The sequence below is a fragment of the Pseudoalteromonas sp. 11L1 genome (assembly GCF_055397545.1).
Genome location: NZ_AP041141.1, coordinates 1,164,393 through 1,185,191 on the forward strand (window position 1 = coordinate 1,164,393; position 20,799 = coordinate 1,185,191).

Annotated in this window: 16 protein-coding genes and 1 tRNA gene; 12 read left to right on the forward strand and 5 right to left on the reverse strand. The window is 40.0% G+C overall.

Annotated features, from left to right (window positions below):
* Nucleotides 1–127 precede the first annotated feature (127 nt).
* The 4 genes from ACZ5WS_RS05410 to ACZ5WS_RS05425 all read left to right on the forward strand — a co-directional run bounded on the left by ACZ5WS_RS05410 (nt 128) and on the right by ACZ5WS_RS05425 (nt 3,411).
* Nucleotides 128–697 (forward strand): BON domain-containing protein, encoded by a 570-nt coding sequence (locus ACZ5WS_RS05410; protein ID WP_138606577.1) that lies wholly within the window; start codon nt 128–130, stop codon nt 695–697.
* Between the two features lie 65 nt (nt 698–762).
* Nucleotides 763–921, forward strand: a complete 159-nt coding sequence (locus ACZ5WS_RS05415) for a YqaE/Pmp3 family membrane protein (RefSeq protein WP_008466367.1) — start codon at nt 763–765, stop codon at nt 919–921.
* Nucleotides 922–1,198: 277 nt separating this feature from the next.
* Nucleotides 1,199–1,275 (forward strand) — tRNA-Ile (locus ACZ5WS_RS05420).
* A 258-nt stretch (nt 1,276–1,533) separates the two neighbouring features.
* Entirely contained in the window at nt 1,534–3,411 is a 1,878-nt protein-coding gene (locus tag ACZ5WS_RS05425) for a methyl-accepting chemotaxis protein (RefSeq protein WP_464711026.1), read from the forward strand.
* Between the two features lie 84 nt (nt 3,412–3,495).
* On the opposite strand, the gene ACZ5WS_RS05430 is transcribed toward ACZ5WS_RS05425, so the two are convergent.
* Both ACZ5WS_RS05430 and ACZ5WS_RS05435 read right to left on the reverse strand, forming a co-directional pair.
* On the reverse strand, nt 3,496–3,825 hold the full coding sequence (locus tag ACZ5WS_RS05430; protein WP_008114843.1) for a 5-carboxymethyl-2-hydroxymuconate Delta-isomerase: 330 nt from the start codon (nt 3,823–3,825) through the stop codon (nt 3,496–3,498).
* A 104-nt stretch (nt 3,826–3,929) separates the two neighbouring features.
* Entirely contained in the window at nt 3,930–6,047 is a 2,118-nt protein-coding gene (locus ACZ5WS_RS05435) for a winged helix-turn-helix domain-containing protein (protein ID WP_464711028.1), read from the reverse strand.
* Nucleotides 6,048–6,369: 322 nt separating this feature from the next.
* Between ACZ5WS_RS05435 and ACZ5WS_RS05440 the strand changes: the two genes are divergently transcribed.
* From ACZ5WS_RS05440 to ACZ5WS_RS05470, 7 genes are all read left to right on the forward strand, one after another.
* Nucleotides 6,370–9,390 (forward strand): TonB-dependent receptor domain-containing protein, encoded by a 3,021-nt coding sequence (locus tag ACZ5WS_RS05440; protein WP_464711030.1) that lies wholly within the window; start codon nt 6,370–6,372, stop codon nt 9,388–9,390.
* A gap of 136 nt (nt 9,391–9,526) precedes the next feature.
* Complete coding sequence (locus tag ACZ5WS_RS05445; RefSeq protein WP_041708852.1) at nt 9,527–9,997, forward strand: CreA family protein; 471 nt, start codon at nt 9,527–9,529, stop codon at nt 9,995–9,997.
* Nucleotides 9,998–10,000: 3 nt separating this feature from the next.
* Nucleotides 10,001–10,783: a hypothetical protein gene (locus ACZ5WS_RS05450; protein ID WP_464711032.1), complete on the forward strand. Its 783-nt coding sequence runs from the start codon at nt 10,001–10,003 to the stop codon at nt 10,781–10,783.
* Between the two features lie 2 nt (nt 10,784–10,785).
* Nucleotides 10,786–11,412, forward strand: a complete 627-nt coding sequence (locus ACZ5WS_RS05455; protein WP_464711034.1) for a LysE family translocator — start codon at nt 10,786–10,788, stop codon at nt 11,410–11,412.
* A gap of 18 nt (nt 11,413–11,430) precedes the next feature.
* Entirely contained in the window at nt 11,431–11,925 is a 495-nt protein-coding gene (locus ACZ5WS_RS05460; RefSeq protein WP_010391767.1) for a gamma-glutamylcyclotransferase family protein, read from the forward strand.
* Nucleotides 11,926–11,952: 27 nt separating this feature from the next.
* A complete protein-coding gene (locus ACZ5WS_RS05465; protein WP_464711038.1) occupies nt 11,953–13,494 on the forward strand; it encodes a serine hydrolase in 1,542 nt (513 codons plus the stop codon).
* A gap of 103 nt (nt 13,495–13,597) precedes the next feature.
* On the forward strand, nt 13,598–14,521 hold the full coding sequence (locus ACZ5WS_RS05470) for a histone deacetylase family protein (protein ID WP_138594725.1): 924 nt from the start codon (nt 13,598–13,600) through the stop codon (nt 14,519–14,521).
* Here ACZ5WS_RS05470 and ACZ5WS_RS05475 read toward each other — a convergent pair.
* Nucleotides 14,501–14,800, reverse strand: coding sequence for a hypothetical protein (locus tag ACZ5WS_RS05475; protein ID WP_055012411.1), 300 nt, complete (start codon nt 14,798–14,800; stop codon nt 14,501–14,503). The two genes, ACZ5WS_RS05470 and ACZ5WS_RS05475, sit on opposite strands and share 21 nt — an antisense overlap.
* Nucleotides 14,801–14,876: 76 nt before the next feature.
* On the opposite strand from ACZ5WS_RS05475, the gene ACZ5WS_RS05480 reads away from it, so the two are divergent.
* On the forward strand, nt 14,877–17,405 hold the full coding sequence (locus ACZ5WS_RS05480; RefSeq protein WP_464711042.1) for an EAL domain-containing protein: 2,529 nt from the start codon (nt 14,877–14,879) through the stop codon (nt 17,403–17,405).
* On the opposite strand, the gene ACZ5WS_RS05485 is transcribed toward ACZ5WS_RS05480, so the two are convergent.
* Nucleotides 17,378–18,193, reverse strand: coding sequence for a DUF2797 domain-containing protein (locus tag ACZ5WS_RS05485; RefSeq protein WP_464711044.1), 816 nt, complete (start codon nt 18,191–18,193; stop codon nt 17,378–17,380). The two genes, ACZ5WS_RS05480 and ACZ5WS_RS05485, sit on opposite strands and share 28 nt — an antisense overlap.
* 21 nt (nt 18,194–18,214) lie before the next feature.
* Nucleotides 18,215–20,755, reverse strand: coding sequence for an EAL domain-containing protein (locus tag ACZ5WS_RS05490; protein ID WP_464711046.1), 2,541 nt, complete (start codon nt 20,753–20,755; stop codon nt 18,215–18,217).
* Nucleotides 20,756–20,799 lie beyond the last annotated feature (44 nt).

Consider the following 20,799-nt stretch of genomic DNA (forward strand, 5'->3'; position numbering starts at 1 on the left):
AATGTTTACTTTGTAGGTTTAAGTCAGTATTGACTTATTTTTACTAAATCATTGAAATTTATATGTAAAAAACATTGGCCCGATGTTCGCATTAGTTAAAGTGTCTTTAATCAAATGGAGAACGATTATGAAAACATTTAATAAGTCTATGATTGCAGCCCTAGTATTAGGAACAACCGCAATGGGTGCTCAAGCAAGCAGTTGGGAAAACGAAAGCAAAGATGCTTGGATTGATGGAAAGGCAGAAACAGTACTGCTGATGAACACCAATCTAAACAACTTTGATATCAACACGGACGTAAAAAACGGCAAGGTAATGCTAACAGGTAAAGTAAACAGCGACGTAGATAAAGAACTTGCTGAAGAACTCGTGCTAAGCCTAGATGGTGTAACTGACGTTGAAAACAGTCTAACTGTGGTAAAAAACACCGACATGAAGAAGCATGATTCTAAAATGATGGGTAACGACACGGAGAGTGATTTGACCGATGCCAAAATCACAACAGTTATCACAACGCGTTACTTATTTGATTCTGAAGTAGGTGGTACAGACATTGATGTTGATACCGATAATGGTGTAGTAACTCTTAAAGGTTCAGTTGAGTCTGATGCTGAAAAGCAATTAGCGATGGAAATTGCTAAAAACGCAGAAGATGTTCGCGAAGTAGTTGATGAATTAACTGTTATTGCAGAATAATACACTATACTGAAAGCCCAGCCCTGCTGGGCTTTTTGCTTTGCTAACATTATAAGGATTAAATTATGGATATCATCAGAATTATTTTTTCTATTTTATTACCACCACTGGGTGTATTTTTACAGGTGGGGTTAGGGATGCACTTTTGGTTAAATATTTTGCTAACCTTGCTCGGCTATTTCCCAGGACTAATTCATGCGATTTATATTATCGCCAAAAAATAACGCCATATCGCAGTAATACATTTAATACTGAGTTGCTAATTGCCATCGTAAGGTATGTGTATTAGTTACTCAGACTACTATTATTTAATGAGTTCGTTTCCTCGAAGTCATCATCAATAAATCTAAAAGCCTACTATTTGAGCAGTTAGCCCCTTGATTGTTAAAATAAAGCTTTTTGCTAGTGACAAGCCCCTAAAAACTTTTTATACTGCAACCCGCTTTAGTCGCTCTGTGGCTAAACGCTTCAAAAATTAACTGCTTACAGTTATACAAAAATGGCCCCTTAGCTCAGTTGGTTAGAGCACACGACTCATAATCGTTAGGTCCCCAGTTCGAGTCTGGGAGGGGCCACCACTTTTCAAAGCCTTTCAAGTAAATAGAAACTCATTTTCCTAGTTTATAAATTCATTTTTGTTATTTCTATCGTATTTTTACCAGTGCACTGATTTTTGTATTAATTCTATTGAATACATTGCAATAAACACAGTTGAATCTACTATTAAAGTGTTATGAGGTTTTATTATAAAAATTTTTACTTAATAACCTTTAATATCGCTACTGTTAATTGTGTGCAGTATATAAAATTTCGCTTAGTTACTTCTTAGGTGCTCTATGTTATTGAAACGAAAAGTATACCTCAGTCTTATTCTGGCTGTTGTTGCTCCTTTAGCAATATCTACTCTAATATTTTCCAATAGTATTCGCTCAAATACAGAAGAAAAGCTAGCTAAAGTAGATCTACCTACAGCGCTTAGTGAAGTGAAAAGCCAAATTGAATTGGAGCTTTCTACACCCATTATTGTAGGCAAGGAAATAGCGCAAAACTTATTTGTTCAACAATGGATGAATAATAATGAAGATGCACAAAGCCGCGGTAAATTTATTGATTACCTCAAACATATAAAAAATAAAAACCAAGCCAGTAACGCATATATTATTTCTAAAAACTCCCGCAACTATTACACCGATGAGGGTATTTCCAGACAAATAGACAGTAGTGATTCTTGGTTTGATGTTTTTTTAGCATCGGATAGGCCATTTGAAGTAGCGCTCGACATAGATAAAGGCAGCTCTGAGGTAATGGTATTTATTAATTATGCCATAGAGCTTGAAGGGCAACGTCAAGGAATTGCCGGAATAGGCCGTTCGCTCGATTCTATGGTGGATCTCATAAGCGAATATAGAATAGGTGAGGGCGGTATAGTTTATTTGGCCTCTGGTAGTGGCGAGATTATGTTGCATGGTGATAAAACTAAAATAGGGCAATCAGTTGACTTGGCGCCGATTAAAAATGGGGCAATTCAAAGTAAAGTCATTGATGGTGATGACTATGTTGTTTCAAGTACGCCAGTAAACTCATTAGGCTGGCATTTAGTCGCTGAAATTCCCCAAGAGCAATTATATGGCCCAATTAATAGCGCTATTAGTACTAATATCATTTTTGGTGTAATTATTGCGCTTGTAGGTTTAGCGTCAGCACGCGTGTTGGTAGGGCAAATATTTAGGCCAATCGAAAACATTACTGCAGCAGTGAATGCGTTAACAGAAAAAGATGGCGATTTAACGGCGCGACTTCCTACTGACGATAATAATGAAATTTCCGATTTAGCGATTAAGTTTAATCTGTTTTTAGAGCAGTTACATTATATGTTTAAACAGGTTTCTGAGTCGGCAATTCATGTTAAAGGTATTTCCCAAGATGTACTTGAGCAAGTACAAGGAGCGGCTAATTTAGCTGAGGTACAGTCATCGAGTACACAAACGGTGGCGGCAGCGGTTAATGAGATGGAAGTTACGGTTCAGGATATTTCTGGCAGTGCCAGCAATGCGGCTGATATTGCTACTAAAACCGAAGAGACTACACATAAAGGCGTTGATTTTGTGCAAAGCACAATTAAACAAATGGAGCAGCTGGAAGCATCGATGGCCAATTCTGTGGCCTCAGTGTTAGAGCTCTCAACAGAGATTAAATCAATTTCTCATGTATTGGATGTTATTAAAGGGATTTCTGAGCAAACTAACTTATTGGCGTTAAATGCGGCAATTGAAGCGGCGAGAGCTGGCGAGCAAGGGCGTGGCTTTGCAGTAGTTGCTGATGAAGTGAGAACGCTTGCACAGCGTACTGCGGAGTCTACAGAGCAAATTAATGAGATGATTGCTTCGTTAAATGCTAAAGCTTCAAGCACGGTAACTGCGATTGAATTGGGTAGCAAAAACACCTTAGAAAATGCCGAGCGATTAAAAGAAACAGGCCATACATTAAATGGTATTTCACAGGAAATTGTACTGTTAAGCGAGTTAAATAACTCAGTGGCTACCGCAACGAGAGAGCAAACGTTAGCAACCTCAGAAATTAGCCAAAATATTGTGATGATTTCCGACTCGGCAGAGCAAACCAAAGAAAATATGAAAAAGTCAGAGCAGCTTTGTAGTGGCTTAAATAAAGAGTCGAATATTTTAAGGGATTTACTAGGTAAGTTTACGCTTTAACCGCGGTTTTATAAAAATTAGCAGAGCGGGGATACCATCATAGTTATAGAGCACTTGCCTATAACTATGATGTTTTAACAGCGGTTAATTTTTACGATAAATCTCGTGATTCATTTCGTAAATATTAACGCTTAAGCTATCAGAAGCTCTACAATATGTTTGTAGGCACGCTAGTAACTGCTCACTTAGTTTTTGTTTTTGCTCAATAGAGCGCCCAGCCATAATATGTACTGCAATATGAATAAACCCCTCTTTACCCACACCTAATTGGTAATGTTGATACGCAATAGCACGAGTTTTTATTGTTTCTAAATCAAATAAGCCACTTTCAAATGTTGTTGTGTGGATTTTTTCCACTAGAACCTGAGGTAATAAAGGCAGATCTTCTGAGTGTTCAATAATAATGTGTGGCATTTAGCGTATCCTCTTAAGATTGGTTTGTTTAATTATACCAAACGGGTTTGTACGCGCTAACCCTAGGAAGCTTAATTTTTTAAATTTGGTTTAAGCTGTTACCCTTATGGCAAATATTGATGGTTGATACGTTTTATATCAATTTGTGGTGACTTATACGAAGAGTACACCAGCCAGTTTGCACTCGTAATATAAGTTAAGCCAGAAGTACGGCTAAATGCGCGCTCAGGAAGCTTTATTACATCATGGTGATCTTTTTTTGAGAGGTCGTAATAACTTAATCGGTAATCACCTTGTTTTACATTAAAATAGTAAATACGTGATGTCGCTAAGGTATCGCCTTCAAAAAAATACCACGAATTATGATTTGATAAATTAATATCGCTAACCAGTAGTTGCTCAGTTTGGCTTTTAGGGTCTTTGATCCATAGTTGATTGGTTGCTTGGTTGGCAAAAATTAAAGCGCCTTGCTTGTTTTCATAAGCGTATGGCGTGGGAGCCTCTACAGCTTGTATAAGCTTATTAGTGCTTAAGTCTAAGCGATAAACGTGCTGATCATCAGAAACTAATACGCTTTTACTATCTGCAGCCCAGCTCGGTTTACCATGATCGCTAAAGCCCGTAGGTAATAATTCACTGGTTTGTTTATTAAGGTCATACAGGTATAACGCATGACCACTAGGATGCGAGGCAACAAAAGCAATATAATCACCATCTGGCGACCATACCGGGTGGTAAATATTGGCATTGAGATTAGTGAGCTGCTTTCGAGAGGTACCGTCTTTATTTGCGGTCCACAACTCCATTGAGCCCGACTCATTAGAGACAAACGCGAGTTTGTTTCTGGCTTTGTTATAATCAGGAAAGCGGGTACTAAAGTGGCTTGATAGCACTGGGAAAGGAGAGCTTGCAACTGCATTATTAACCTCTAAACGCATTAAAGCCGAGTCTATATTCCACTGATGAAAATATAAGCTGCCATCACTTGCAAACTCTGGGTAGCTTAAGCCATCTATGCGGGCATTGATCATTTGTTGTGTTTTAAGGTTATAAAAGTACCCTTGGCGTTTACCTTTTTTCACACCAGAAAAAACGAGTTGCGCTTTAGAGGGGTGCCAATCAACGCCTCTCATATCAATGAACCCAGTGGTTAGTTGCTTTGCATTACCTGTTTTTATGTCTATTAAAAATAGTTCTTCAAACCCCGTTGGTAAGTTACGCGATACTACAAGTTGAGTTGCATCTGGGGAGAATACAACCGACTCATCGGTATATTGGCATGCTGAAATACAAGGTATTTGAGTAACTGTGTATGGCGATGAGGTTAAATCAACAAGGTTAAGTTGAGTCAGAGTATTTGTTTGATCTTCACTAATATAAACCAGTTGTGTGCCCGGGGCATTTATGTCTATATCGGTACTCGCTTTGTTACCACACTTCCCTAAAATAGTGGTATTTCCCGAGGCAATATTTTGCTGAATAACCTCACAGCCTTGACCAGATATACGGCGATAATAATAAATAAAGGTTAAGTCAGAGCTAAATACCGCTCGCCCTTCAATGAATGGGGTGTCGGTAAGTGCTATTGCAGCTTGTTCGGGTAAATGTAAATCACGTAAGTATAAATTTGCTTTATGACCAGGGCGGCGCCAAGAATATGCTAAAAAGTGACTGTCGCTGGATATAGCGGGGAATAGCTCTCGTCCTGGGCTGGTAGTAATGGTTTCAACATGATCGTATAACCGCTCTGCTTGTTGCGATAGCGCAAGTGGCTTATTTTCATCGCTAAAAGCGTTGTAACCCCAGACTCCAGCGAATAACAAGACCACGATAGCTATGGCTACAGCAAAAATATATTTAGGACGAGTAGAGGATGTATTAATACTGTTCTGCGCGTTTGGCATTATTGGCTTTTGCACTAAGCGATAACCTGTTTTACGCAGTGTTTCTATGTAGGTGTTGTCGGGGTCAAGCTCTTTAAAGCTTTTACGAAGGTGCCATATGGCATTAGTGAGTGCTTTTTCACCCACATATTGATTACCATCCCATACGTTTTCGATTAGTTGTTCCCGACTCACCGCATTTGGATAACACGTTACTAAGTAGGTCAGCAGCTCTATAAATTTAGGTTGTAAAATACAGGCTTTATCAGCACAAAACAGCTTATTTTCAAACGCCGATATTTGGCAACTTCCAATTGAAAAAGGCTGTTGAGTATTCATAGTATGTGTATTTAAACCTCTTCCTAGTATGAGTTATTAGCGATGTTTGTACGTGTTGTTTAATGCAAAGTAACACGATAATTAGTTAATATTCAATTTTACAACATTCTAACACAATAAATATAAGTCCATGATTATAAATAAATAGATATTAAATAGATGTAAAATAGGGATATAAACGAGACACCTCTCATTGTGCTTTTATTCACGATTACTTACAACCTGTTATTAGTAAAACAAACCAATTAGTACAAAACAGATTTAATAACTAAAAAGTTAATAAAAAAGCTACTAATGGGATAATAAAAAATGAGGGAAGTCTGTGAGTAAAATATCAACCAAAAAATGCGCTTTAGCATTGGCTATAACAGCAAGCTTATCTGGGCAAGCAATAGCAAATGACGAGGCTATTGCTCGTCAATCAACTGCTAAGGCAAGCGAAGAAGTGGTACAAGAAGTACCAGAGAAAATAACAGTAACAGGCTCGCGTTTAAAGCGTGATAGCTTTTCAGTTACGACTCCGCTGGTTACCATGGACAGAGCATCAATTCAGGATACAGGCTTAGGCAATCTTTCAGATGTATTAATCGATAATATGCCTGCACTGAGCCAAAGTATTGGTAACACAACCAGCCAATCAAGCATTTCGGGTACTGGTTTATCAACAGTCCAGCTTCGTGATTTAGGCGCTAATAGAACGCTGACATTGATTGATGGCCGCCGTGTTGTCTCTAATAGTTACGGTGGTAATTATGTCAGTTTAAATACTATTCCTAGTGGCATGGTAGAACGTGTTGAAATTATTAGTGGTGGTGCGTCGGCCACTTATGGTGCTGATGCGGTTGCTGGTGTAGTTAATATTATTACCCAGTCAAAAAAAGAAGGTTTTGAATTTCAAGCCCGAGGCGGTGAAACAACCGATGGTGGCGGTCGCGAGTTTACGCTTGATTTAAACTACGGAACGTCATTTGCTGATGATCGCGGTTATGTATTTGTTAGCTCAAACTGGGATCGTGATTTTGGTATGACCTTTTACGATCGCGACCGAGCGCAAATAGAAGCGGCGCATAGTTACGATGATGAGCTGATGTGTAATCAAATGTACACTGCTGATGGCTATCAGTGTATGAGCGGTATTACACAAGCTGATTGGGCAAGCAAAAGCGATGGTACCTTAGGTGGTGTATTTTTAGAGAATAATAATAACGACACTCAGTTTTGGTACGACGGTCAAACGCTACGTGATGATTGGAAAGGCAATGAAGAGATATACGGTATCAACTCACAGCAGTACGTTATGCTTGATGTACCTAGTGATAACTTTTCGACCGCAATAAAAGTAGATTATGATGTAACAGACGACATCATGAGTTATTTCCAAATTCAATACAGTAAGAGTGGCTCGTTCAACGATAAGTCACCAGAAGATGAATACGAAGGGGCTTACGTACCTCGCTACGACCCAGTGACAGGGGATCCTATCGATGATATTGCGCCAGGTTATATTCCTATTGATAACCCATATGTGCCACAAGAAATTATTGACAGTAACCCATACAAAGACCGTATTTATTGGGATCGTCGTTTTGGTGAAGTAGGTAATATCAGCACCGATAACGACCGTACGACTATTCGTACCTGGGCTGGCCTGCAAGGTATGATGTTTGATGATACATGGGATTGGGATATTTCTGCCGGATATGGTCAATTTAAACAGCATCAAATCCGCAGTAACGAGCTAAACACGGTACGTGTTAACCAAGCTCTGCAAGCTGAAAAATTAGCCGATGGCACTATTCAATGTAAAGACGCCGAAGCGCGAGCGCAAGGATGTGTCCCGCTTAATTTATTTGGTGAAGGGTCTATTACCCCTGACATGGCTGACTGGATCCGTACAAATCCAATTATTGATACTGAGATTCAACAGTACACGGTAATGGGTTATATCACCGGTGACTTATATGAATTGCCAGCCGGTAATGTGTCTGCAGTATTTGGTGCAGAGTATCGTAAAGACTCGCAAAGCTTAGATACCAGTGATGATATGAAAGCGGGCGGTATTACGTTTAACGTTGTGCCTTCTTTTTATGGTGAAGTAGAAGTATATGAAGCGTTTGCAGAGCTTGCAGTGCCACTACTTAAAGATGTGCCATTTGCTAAAAGCTTATCGGCAGAAACATCGTTGCGTTTAGCAAATTACAGTATTGATAATATCAGCACCGTAGCCAGTTATAAGTTAGGATTATTGTGGCAGCCAATTGATGGATACATGCTACGTGCTAACTATGCGCGTGCACAGCGTGCCCCAACTATTACAGAGCTATTGTCACCTCCTCGTGGCGATTTTGATTCATTTGATGATATTTGTGATGGCTTAACGGCAGCATCAACAAACCCAGGGCACGATAACTGCCGTTTAGAGCCAACCTTGGCACAAAAGCTGGCTGATGATCCTGACTTTGAATTTGAAAGTGAAGACAATAACTATTCACCAAATACGGGTAATCCAAACTTAAAAGAAGAAACAGCCGATACCTATACCTTTGGTATTACTGTTTCACCTGAGTTTTTAGATGGCTTTAACTTAGCGGTTGATTACTACGACATTGCCATTGTTGATGCAATTGATGAAATAAGTAACGAAAACATCATGCGTGAATGTTATGACTCAGAAGCGTCATGGGGTAGTGATAACGAATACTGTAACGATATTACCCGTAACGACGAAGGTAACATTGTAAAAATACTACAGCGTGAATATAACTTAGATGAGTTAACAGCGCGCGGTTACGATGTAGTTGCAACTTACAAATATGACATAGGCAGCTATGGTAACCTGTCATTTAAGCTTGATTACAATCACATTATTGAAAACTCACAAACCTATGAAGGGTTAGATGGTAACAGTGTTACTTCACAGTATGCAGGTTATGGCCGTTCAAAAGATAAAGCCGCTATGTCGATTGTATGGAAAATGGATGACTTACGTATCCGCTGGCGTACGAATTACGTAGGCGCATTTAAAGCAAGCCAAGAAGATGAGAAAGACTACCTTGAGTATGTTGCTGCAAATGATGAGCGCTGTGCTGAGGGCGATGCCGGTTGTATTGCTAACCCTGAGCCACTGGCATACCAAAACTACGGCTCATTTTTAAAGCATAGTTTATCAGCGTCTTACACTATGGCATTGACTGATAAGAGTGACTTACGTGTATTTGGCGGGATTAATAATGTATTTGACGACAAAGGGGCATTTTACCCAAGTGGTCGAGGGAACTTCTATAGCCGTTACGGCGGCGGTGCAGGCCGCTATGTTTATCTAGGTGCACAATATAGCTTTTAATAATTTTTAGCTGTATTTGTTTGCAAAGGCACTCCTTCGGGCGTGCCTTTTTTATTGCTTATAAAATTTGTTTTATCGCAGTGAAAGCGTTTAGTATAAGGCATAACTTAATTTTAATATGAACGAAGGACTTGCTATGAAGTATCTCAAAATGGGTAGTCTAATTGCGTGTTTAGCAGGGCTTACAGGGTGTTCTGATGATGTTGCTTCAGTGAGTTTAGGGCTGTTTACCACTAAAGATGTGGTGGTTAACTCACAGCAAGACCCGCTTGTTACAGGGGTTACTTGTCATATTAGTCACATTGAGGCTAATTTAGACTTTTCAGACCCATCAGATATGTCGATTGCTTGTCGCCAAACAGGGCCAATTACCGCAGACCAATTACAGTCTATTGACCGTAGTAAGTCGGGTGAAGTCGTGTTTAAATCATCTAAGAGTATTTTGTTTAAGTCGTTAAAAGTTCGTCGTATTTATGATGCTAAAACCCATACGTTATTGTATTTATCGTACTCAACGAAAGAATCTACGGGCAGTCATCATCACGCGCTTTCTACGGTGCCTTTATACAATACACAAGCATGGCAATGGGCGAAGGGGCAAGAATAGTTTATGTTAACCCTATTTAAATCAAAGCCCTTATTGGCAGAACAAGAACAACAGTGGCTAGTTGATACCTTTATTTGGGCAGCAGAAAACTTTGACCTGAATTTTTTTACTAAGCACAGCCAAATTATTTTGCCAACGGTCGAGTTTTTTCCTGATTCGGTTTCAAGCATTGAAGAAATGGCCAGTAAAGTGTTTGCGCGTGTTAAACATTATGCTGGTATGAGTGAATGGCCGATAACACTTGTTGCACCACAACAATTACAACCTCAGGTGTTTCCACATTTTGAATTTAGTGAGCATCTACGTGGTGAGCACTGCCATTTAATGGTGCCACCAAGCCATACAATTAATGTGTCGTTTAACCCCAACCAAATTAATCAGCCACAAGATTTAGTAGCTAGCTTTGCAGGTACTCTTGCTACTATTTTAATTCATCATGTAGGCGTATTACCTCCAGGTGGTAAAGAGTTCTTACCTCAAGCAACGGATGCTTTAGCGTGCTTTTTAGGTTTTGGGGTGATGATGAGCAATACTGTGTACCAGTTTAAGGGGGGTTGTGGCTCATGTTACAACCCATATGCCAATCGCGAAGCCACGCTCAGTGAAACCCATACTGTATTTATGCATGCTTTAGTAAGCTACTTTAAGCAAGATAAACACTCTAAAAAACATTTAAAACCGCATTTAAGAGGCCAATTTAAAAAAGCGCAAACAGAAATAAAAGCGTTGGTTAATCAGTCGGCTAACCCATTGTTGTTGGCTTTTTCGCCAGAGCAAGCCAGTTAATCATGATCTATATTGATGAGTTTTTATTAATTGCCATTGCTCACTTTTTTGCAGTGGCCAGCCCCGGGCCCGATTTTGCTGTGGTACTTAAGCAAAGTGTACAGTACGGCAGGCATAATGCGCTGTGGACCAGTGCAGGTGTAGGCGCAGCTATTTTATTACACATAGCTTATTGTTTGTTGGGAGTCGCGTTGGTGTTAACTCAATCGCCTTCGCTGTTTATGGCACTTAAATATATAGCTGGTGCTTATTTAGCGTATTTAGGTGTGCAGGCGCTACGCGCTGCTAAACCTTCAAACACCTCATCAGAACAGACTGCAAAACCCATCCTTGTACCTGAGTCACCATGGCTTGCGTTTCGCCGTGGTTTTTTTACCAATGCATTAAATCCTAAGGCTACGCTATTTTTTATGTCTTTGTTTACCTTGGTGATTAGCCCTACAACACCAGTAATAGTGCAAGTGGGGTATGGTGTTTATATGGCGCTTGCTACCTGGGCTTGGTTTTCTATTTTGTCGCTATTGTTATCAAAAGCACGGGTGCGAAACTTTTTTCAACAAAGTGGCTATTGGTTCGATCGTGGCATTGGCATTATTTTAATCGCACTGGCTGTGCGAGTTGTTATTTGATAGACCCTAAGGAATAGTATGGCGTTATATAATTTTTCGTTTGGCTCCAATATGTCATCTAATCGTTTATTGGCACGTTTACCTAACGCAAAACGTGTGGGTACGGCGCTTTTAAAAGGCTATAAGTTAACCTTTAATATGGCCTTTGCTGATGGTTCAGGTAAATGCACTATTGTGCCCACCAACGAACCCGATGCCGTGGTATATGGGGTGGTGTATCAGCTTAATGAGGCCGAAAAAGAGATCTTAGATAAAATTGAAGGCCCTAATTACGACTGTGTTGATTTAACCGTGAGCCTTTTAGATGACGATGACATTAATGTGCACTGCTACATAGCAAACACACATGACGACACACTGCTACCTTATGACTGGTACGTGCAGCATGTATATCGTGGTGCGCTTGAGGCCGGTGTGCCAGAGCATTATAGTCAACGTATTTTAGCTTATCCTAGTAAGCAAGATACGAATAAAGCGCGCGCCGACATAGAATTTGCGGTTCATCAAGATTAAACAAAAATAATAACCTAAGGTAACACTATGAAACTAACAAAATTAGCCACAGCCGCATTATTGGTTGGCTGGACGTTCACGAGCTCTGCAGCGGTTGATACCGATAAAATTTCAGAGGTGATCAACGCTTCAATGACGCGTTTTGATGTACCCGGAATGGCCGTTGCTATTGTTGAAAATGACAAAGTAGTATTTGCTAAAGGCTTTGGTGTTGCCAACCTCAATACTAATAGCAAGGTGAATAAAGACACTTTATTTGGCATTGCTTCAAATACCAAGGCATTTACCAGTGCAGCACTGGCTAAGCTGGTGGATGAAGGCAAATTAAGCTGGGATGATCGCGTAATTGATCACCTACCCGAATTTAGATTGCATGACCCATACGTTACCCGTGAAATGCGAATTCGCGATTTGCTAAGCCATCGCAGTGGGTTAGGGCTTGGTCAAGGCGATTTAATGATTTGGCCAAGTACTGATAAATCGGTAGCCGATATTTTATCGGGGCTGAAATATTTAAAACCTGCGAGCAGTTTTCGTAGCCAATATGCTTACAACAATCTAATGTTTGTTACCGCTGGTGAAGTTGTTGCCCGTATATCGGGGATGAGCTGGAACGACTACATTGAAAAAAATATTTTACAGCCGCTAAATATGAGCAACTCACGGGCTGGCTTTTCGCGTATCGCTAAAAATAACAAAAACTGGGCAATTGGGCACATCCCAATGGATGGCAAATTGCATCCTTTTTTTGTTAATTACCTTGAAGATTTTAGAGGGGCAGGAGCCATTGCATCAAGCGTAAATGATATGAGCCAATGGCTTCGTACTCAACTTGCTGGTGGCAAAATGCCTAATGGCGAACAGCTATATAGTGAAAAGCAGCAAGCACAAATGTGGCACCCACATATTACCTCACTAGCATCTAAAAGTGCTTATGAAGCGTACCATCAGCAATTTAGAGGTTATGGGTTAGGTTGGAGTATAGAAGATTACCACGGCATTAAGAAGCTGGCACATGGTGGTGGCATTTTAGGTATGGTATCGCAGGTGACTCTTTTGCCAGAGAAAAACGTGGGGATTGTGATATTAAGCAACCAACAAGCATTTTCTGCATTATCGGCGGTAACCCATGAGGTACTTGAAGATGTACTAGAGCTTGAAGATAAAGACTGGGTTGAAGATTTAGCTAAAAAGCACTTTGCAGGTAAAGAAAAAGCCTATGCTAACGCGGCTCCATCAGTGCCTGCAGATATCCAGCCGGCATTGCCAACCATTAATTACACCGGTACTTTGCATGATGATTGGTATGGCGATGTAATAATTGAAGAGTTAGATGGTAAATTACGCATTGATTTTACCCATACAAAGCGCCTCAAAGGTGAGTTGGAGCATTACACAGGTAATACCTTTATTGTTAAATGGGATGAAAAGCTATTAGAGGCAGATGCCTTTATTCGTTTTTCTATGAGTGCAGATAACCGTGTAGAATCGGCGAAAATGAACGCAGTTTCAACGCAGGTGACCGATTTTAGCTTTGATTTTAGAAATCTTGACTTAAAAGCTAAATAACCAGAACCTTGGTTAAATAGTCGTTTAGTATCAACCAAAGTCGCAAAGCCACCCTCAGGTGGCTTTGTTATACTCGTTAAGCAACTTATTTTTGGAGTTAGCTATGCGCACTGCGATTATTTCTCACCCCCACTGCCGTAAACATAAAATGATTGACGATCATCCAGAGTGCCCTGAGCGTTTGGATGCGATTAACGACCGTCTACTTGCAAGTGGGCTGGATGTCGCTATCGAGCAAAAACAAGCGCCTAAGGCCTCGCGTGAGCACTATTTATTGGCGCATAGTGAACAACACATCAAGCATGTAGAAAGTATGATCCCAACCGAAGGGCTTAGCGATTTGGACGGCGATACCTGGTTATGCCCCGATTCATTGAAAGCAATTGAGCGTGCAGTAGGTGCAGGGTTACTCGCTGTTGATGAGGTTTTAGAGGGTAAGTTAGACGCTGCATTTTGCTCAGTGCGCCCGCCAGGGCATCACGCTAACCGAGATAGCTCTTCTGGTTTTTGTGTGTTTAACAACCTTGCGATTGCGGTTAAATATGCACAAAGCAAAGGGGTTAAACGTATTGCCATTATCGATTTTGATGTACACCATGGTAATGGCACGCAAGATATTTTTATGGATGATGAAAATGTGTTGCTGTGCTCGTTATTTCAATATCCATTTTATCCAAATACCGCCATTAAAAATAACGCCACGTTGGTAAATTCACCTTTGCCTATTGCTAGTGATGGTACTGATTTAAAAGCGCTTTATGAGCAGCAGTGGCTACCAAAATTAACTGAATTTAAGCCTGAGCTACTTTTTATAAGCGCAGGATTTGATGCGCACCTTGAAGATGATATGGCCAGTCTTAAGTTTGTTGAAAGTGATTATATATGGCTTACTGAGCAATTAGCGCAATTTAGCCAACAAAATGATTGCTTAGGAATTATCTCTTACCTAGAGGGAGGATACTCACTGTCTGCCCTCGGGCGCAGCGCGATTGCACACGTTAAAGCCTTAGTTGATTTCGGCGAGTAACCTAAATGCCTGATCAGGAGTAAGCTGCTCTATTTTACTGAGGCAACATTGCCCTTCTTTTACTAAATATTCCTTTACCAATTGCGCTAATCGTATTGCACTGAGTGCATTATGCGCATCGCCATTTAAACCTTGATAGCCACTTACCTTATCTAAAATAACCACGTTTTTCTGCTCATTAACGTCCAAAGTATAAATAAAATCATGTAACTCATCGGCATGCTCTAATAGCTCAATCTCATTATTATAAATAATAATTAATGGGTAACTGATGCTCATATATTGTCCTAAATCAAATTGTCATTTACTGAATAATTTATAATCGTGCATTGGTTTAATTTTGGAAGTAAAAGCAATGCCCCACACTAGCCGCTATCAAAAAGTATGCGATGTTTTTACCAATAAGGTAATCGCCTGTACCAAGGATACCCCTTTAATTGAAGCGGTGAAACTAATGCGTGCGCACAATGTTAGCGCTATTTTTGTTAAACATCAGCAACAAATAGTGGGGGTGTGGACTGAAACTGATTGCTTAACGCTTAACTTTTCTGATCAGACACTTAGACAAGTAATGATTGAAAAGGTAATGTCGAGCCCGGTATTGAGTGTACCCAGCCAGCAATTATTAAGCGATACCGCCATGGTGTTTAATAAGCATGGCGTAAGACACTTACTGGTAACCGATGCGAATGATAACCCAAGCGGGGTGATTAGTATTACTGATATTGTGAGTAATCAAGGATTAGAGCATTACCTGCAATTTAGACCGATAAACGAGCAATATAACAAACATATTAGGGTCGTACCGAGTTCATTAGCCATCAATGATGCAGTTAACTTAATGCGTGAACACGCCGAAAAAGTTGTTTTAGTATTTAATGAAGATGAAAATGCCCATGGCATTATCACCCAGCGAGATTTACTCAAACTGATCACCGAGCAGCACAACCATCTTATTTGTTGGGATTTAGCGAGCCGTCCTCTTTATAAAATAAGCCCTCAAGACAGCCTTTTTGATGCTTACAGGTTGATGTCGGAAAGTAATATTCGGCATTTAGTAGTAAGCGAAAATAATCAAATAAACGGTGTATTATCGCTTGAAAACTTAATTAATGAAATTGAAACGGCGTATTGCTGCGAGCTTGAAAAGGTACTTCAGCAGCGTGATATTGCACTGCAGCACTCTCAGCGTAATTTATTTTTAGCCAATAAAATTATCGACTCCTCCCTAGATGGCATCATGATCACCGACTCGAATGGGGTGATTATGCAAGTAAATCCTGCATTTACTCATTTAACCGGCTACAAAGAATATGAGGTGATAGGAAAGCGGCCTAATATGTTGAGTTCAGGACGTCATGATAAAAACTTTTATATAAAAATGTGGGATTCACTGACTAAAACAGGCGTATGGCAGGGGGAAATTCATAACCGTAAAAAATCTGGCGATATTTATATTGAGTGGCTCAGTATTATAGAAATAAAAGAGCCAAGTCATAGTGATGTTACTTATGCCGCTATTTTTAGTGACATAACAGAGCGAAAGAGTGCAGAAGAAAAAGTAGTGCAGCTAGCATATTTTGATGAACTAACCGGTTTACCTAATCGGCGCTTATTTAACGATAGGCTCTCTATGGCACTGGCCTCTGCTCACAGAGATAAACAAATGCTAGCGGTAATGTTTATTGACCTTGACCGTTTTAAAGAGGTAAATGACAGCTTGGGCCATAACGCCGGTGATACCTTATTAAAATTAGTCTCTGAGCGCATTATTAACACCCTTAATGAGGGGGATACACTGGCACGATTAGGGGGAGATGAGTTTATTGTTTTGTGTGAGGTTGAAAGCGTAGCAGCTGTTATCAGACTTGCAGAGGGTATTTTAAATCACTTAAATACCCCCTTTAAATTGGAAGGATTTGAAGTGGGTGTTACCGCCTCTATAGGTGCAGCGGTTTATCCAGATGATGGCTTAGACAGTGAAACATTATTAAAGCATGCTGATATTGCCATGTATCGCTCAAAAGATGTGGGGCGTAATTCGTTTCAGTTGTTTCAACCCTCAATGAATGCCCGCTCCCTTGAGCGCTTAGCGATGATGAGCCGCTTTCAACATGCGCTTGAAAATGATGAGTTTGAGCTTTATTTTCAGCCTAAACAGTGTTTAAAAACAGGTGCGATTATGGGGGCTGAAGCACTACTGCGTTGGCAAGACCCTGATTTAGGCACTATTTCGCCAGCGCAGTTTATTCCGCTTGCTGAAGAGTTAGGTTTAGTTGTGCGTCTCGATTTATGGGTTATTAACCAAGCCGGTAAGGAGTTAACTCTTTGGCAAGCACAAGGAATGATCCCCGGACGTTTAGCGATTAATGTATCTGCTTGCCACCTAAGCCAAGGTAAGTTAGCTGATAACATTAAGGCCATGCTTACTCGCTATCAATTACCTGGGAGTTTACTTGAAATAGAGCTGACCGAAAGTAGCTTTATAGGTTCTTTTTCACAGGCAAAAGAACAGTTACAACAGCTTAAAACATTAGGTGTACATATTGCGCTTGATGATTTTGGCACGGGGTATTCGGCATTAAGCTATTTAACCAAACTGCCCTTTAACACGTTAAAAATTGATGCCAGTTTTATTGCTAAAATTCCCGATGAATACGGCAATAGCCAAATTGTAGCGGCTATTATAGCCATGGCGACAAGTTTAGGGTTAGATGTGGTTGCTGAGGGAGTTGAGCATGCCTCGCAAGAGACACACTTAGCAACAATAGGCTGCAATATTATTCAGGGTTACCATTATTGCTATCCATTAACACGACAGCAATGGATAGCATTTTATAACCAAGCAGCAAAAGGTTATTCTGAGTCTACGCTCACTTCATAAGAGGTGAATTTTCGAATATTAATCACACCGCTATCAAAAATTAAGTACTGACCTTTTATACCTTGTAAAATACCGCTAACAATAGGGTTTTTATCAAAGTTAAATGAGCTAATTTTAGTTGGGTATTCACTAACTGGAAAATCAAGGTTTACTACGTCTTCATCAAGTTGTTCAATGGCGGTTGCGCCAAACAGCTCACTCAGCTCTGTGAGCTTTTCGCTTATTTGTGGAATAAGTTCAGCGGCTGCTGCTTTTAAATCAAGCGCGTCGTTTTGTCCTTTAAGCATATTACGCCAATTGGTTTTATCAGCAATAAACTGTGCCAGCGCTACTTCAACTAAGCCCGATTGCAAACGAGTCTGCACTTTAAAAATAGGTAAGGCTTGGGTTGCCCCTTGGTCAATCCAACGGGTAGGAATTTGTGTATGGCGAGTAATACCTACTTTTAATCCTGAGGTATTTGCTAGGTAAACATAATGCGGGATCATGCAATTTTCTTCGCCCCACTCTGGCTCGCGACAGGTGCCTTGGTCGTAATGGCAGGTTTCAGGTTTCATGATACACATATCGCAACTGGCAAGTTTGCGCATACACACAAAGCAGTGCCCTTGAGAGTAACTCTTTTTGGTTTTTTTACCACAGTTAGAGCACAAAATTGTGCCACTAAAAGTAAGGGTTAGCTGTTTGCCTATTAAGGCATTTAAATCAACCAGCTGCTCACCTACAGGTAGGTGATATTGAACTGGCTCTGTTAAGCTCGACTTTAATTTACGCAGTGTACCTTGCATCTTTTCTTGGCCCCAAAGATGTTAAAAAGGGGAGCTTAACATTTTTAGGCTGTATTGGCTTTTTAAGAAGTCTAAATAATTATCATAAGAGAGTGCCTTGGCATACAAGTAGCCTTGAGTACGGTCGGCGTTCATCGTTGTAAGTAGTTGATGAACCTCTTGAGTCTCTACGCCCTCAATCGTGATAGTTAGGCCCAGATTATGTGCCATATCTATGGCTGTTTGCACAATAACCTGATGCGCACGGTTATCAGTTAAATCAAACACAAACGACTTATCTACTTTAAGTTCGCTAAAGTGATAGTTAACTAAGTAGCTAAGCGATGAATAACCCGTACCAAAGTCGTCGAGTACCACTTTAACGCCCAAGGTGGCAAGCTCCTCAACCAAGGTGACTAATGCATCTTGGTTTTCGACAAAAGCAGATTCAGTCAGTTCAAACTTTAATAAGTGAGGGGCAACTTGATATTTAATTAAAATATTCTCTACTTTTTCAGTCAAATTAGTAATGGCTAGATTTTTTGCACTTAAATTAATACTAATACTATGATTGCTTATGTCATCGGATGCCAGCTTTGCAATGTCTTTACAGGCTTGTTCAATAACCCAAATTGTTAATTCATTAATAATACCAGTGTGTTCGGCGAGTATAATTAGCTTTTCTATCGAAATATTTTTAAAGTCAGCATCTGGCCAGCGTAGTAGGGCTTCCGCGCCGTGTATACTGCACTCCTCTAAGCTCACTTGTGGTTGATAATAAAGTGCAAGTTGATCCTCTCTTATCGCTTGCTGTAGCTTGGCTGCAAGAGCAACATCCATGGTAAGGTTGTCATGCGCAAGTGATGAGCTTACTTTGCTTAGGTTATGTTTAGCGTCGTGTAATGCTAAATAGCCTCGTTTTAACCAAAACTCAAAATCATCACGTTTACCGTAACCACTAATGCCAACACTGTAATTAAGTTGTAAGTCTAGACCTTTAATTTGATATGTTTTTGGTAACTTATTTAAGATCTGTTTGAGTAATTCTTCGAGCGTGTGCTGACTCTGTTTTTTAGTAGAAATGCAGGCAAATACGCCACTGCCCAAATCAGCAATTTTAGCTGGCTGATTAATACCATTGTTGAGATGAAAAAACTCTCGTTCAAAGCTTAATTTGCATTCAAGCTCGTGAGCAACATGCTTAATTAGCTCATATCCTTGCGAAGAGGTAATAATGGTATTTAGCGAGTTAAAATGACGTATTTTCACCAAACATAAAGTGGTAGAGCGCTGCTGCGCCTTGAGTGCCATAAAGGCATATTTTAGCTTGGCGCTATTGAGTAGCTTGGTTTGTTGGGTATGTGTTGCATGATAAAGAACTTGCTCACGCTGGTAACGAATCCGATCAGCAAGTGCCATTGCCATTAGGACAATTTCACACAAAATGGCAACTAAAAATGCATGGCGTATTGAAAAACTATAGGAAATAACACCTGTGAGCTCTAGAGGTTGGATAGCTGCGCCAATGATCAGTGGTACCCACGAAAATACGTAAAACTTAGCCCAACGAAAACCACTTCTTAATTTGTTATAAATTAAAATGAAGCAGACAATATATTGCGATCCTAGAATTACAAAAAATATCGGCGCAGCTATGTTTTCGGGAATGAAAAAGCTCAATATACCGAGAACTAGCATCAGCCTTAATAAGCCGATGCTTAGTTTATAACGCCAGCAGCCGTCTTTGTGATAACGCAAAAATAGTGTACAAAAGGCGAGGGTAAAAATCGCCATGGTGTAGTTGACCACAATGACTTTTTCGTGAATAAATAATTGCCATTCAAGCGGCCATAAGTAAAAACCAAATCCGAGCACGGTTCCCATTAATGCAATAGCGCTAATAATGTAGCCAATATAAACCAAGTAAACACGCTCTTTAATACCAAAATAGAGCAATAAGTTGTACAGCGAAGCCATTAGTAGTACGCCAGCAAAAATACCCCAAATGCCTGTTTGAGAGCGCACTAAGTCAACAAATACAGTATGGCGATATAAGTGAATTGGGGTTTTACTAATCCCCACGGTATCTATTTTTATGACTAATTGTTGTTTAGATTGGCCATCAAGCTTAAAACGGATATGGGGAACGCTGTACTTAAATAAAGTAAGGCGCGGCTCTTTATCACCAAGCTTATAAGTTTCGAGTAGCTGGTTATTACTATTGAGCCTATATATAGTGAGGTGATCCACCATAGGATTATCAAAGTGCGCCACCACATCTTCTTCTTTGCTGCTTTTGTTTTCTAAATCAAGGCGTAACCAATAATTTTGCTGTTGAAAACTCCAAGGAATATCGTTAAATTCTTGCTCTGTAAATTGCGCTTTATTACTCATTACTTCTGCGAAGTTTTGTGTTTTACTCTTGTCTATGTAATATGCATGATCGAGGTAAACAGGAGTTATTTTATCTATGGTATAGCGAGATGGCATCACAAAGTTTGTTGCCAATGTGCTGATAATAAAAAAGATAAAAATTAGTATTACGACCGCTATCGCATGATAGCGCAAGGTTTTAAATTCCAATATTAACCTGTGCCCTGATTGTTTTTTTATAGTGTAGCAGTAAA

What these genes read in the sequence shown, in the direction of transcription:
- ACZ5WS_RS05410 (WP_138606577.1), top strand. Translation starts at nt 128, where the DNA reads ATGAAAACATTTAATAAGTCTATGATTGCAGCCCTAGTATTAGGAACA.
- ACZ5WS_RS05415 (WP_008466367.1), top strand. Translation starts at nt 763, where the DNA reads ATGGATATCATCAGAATTATTTTTTCTATTTTATTACCACCACTGGGT.
- ACZ5WS_RS05425 (WP_464711026.1), top strand. Translation starts at nt 1,534, where the DNA reads ATGTTATTGAAACGAAAAGTATACCTCAGTCTTATTCTGGCTGTTGTT.
- ACZ5WS_RS05430 (WP_008114843.1), bottom strand. Translation starts at nt 3,825, where the DNA reads ATGCCACACATTATTATTGAACACTCAGAAGATCTGCCTTTATTACCT.
- ACZ5WS_RS05435 (WP_464711028.1), bottom strand. Translation starts at nt 6,047, where the DNA reads ATGAATACTCAACAGCCTTTTTCAATTGGAAGTTGCCAAATATCGGCG.
- ACZ5WS_RS05445 (WP_041708852.1), top strand. Translation starts at nt 9,527, where the DNA reads ATGAAGTATCTCAAAATGGGTAGTCTAATTGCGTGTTTAGCAGGGCTT.
- ACZ5WS_RS05450 (WP_464711032.1), top strand. Translation starts at nt 10,001, where the DNA reads ATGTTAACCCTATTTAAATCAAAGCCCTTATTGGCAGAACAAGAACAA.
- ACZ5WS_RS05455 (WP_464711034.1), top strand. Translation starts at nt 10,786, where the DNA reads ATGATCTATATTGATGAGTTTTTATTAATTGCCATTGCTCACTTTTTT.
- ACZ5WS_RS05460 (WP_010391767.1), top strand. Translation starts at nt 11,431, where the DNA reads ATGGCGTTATATAATTTTTCGTTTGGCTCCAATATGTCATCTAATCGT.
- ACZ5WS_RS05465 (WP_464711038.1), top strand. Translation starts at nt 11,953, where the DNA reads ATGAAACTAACAAAATTAGCCACAGCCGCATTATTGGTTGGCTGGACG.
- ACZ5WS_RS05470 (WP_138594725.1), top strand. Translation starts at nt 13,598, where the DNA reads ATGCGCACTGCGATTATTTCTCACCCCCACTGCCGTAAACATAAAATG.
- ACZ5WS_RS05475 (WP_055012411.1), bottom strand. Translation starts at nt 14,800, where the DNA reads ATGAGCATCAGTTACCCATTAATTATTATTTATAATAATGAGATTGAG.
- ACZ5WS_RS05480 (WP_464711042.1), top strand. Translation starts at nt 14,877, where the DNA reads ATGCCCCACACTAGCCGCTATCAAAAAGTATGCGATGTTTTTACCAAT.
- ACZ5WS_RS05485 (WP_464711044.1), bottom strand. Translation starts at nt 18,193, where the DNA reads ATGCAAGGTACACTGCGTAAATTAAAGTCGAGCTTAACAGAGCCAGTT.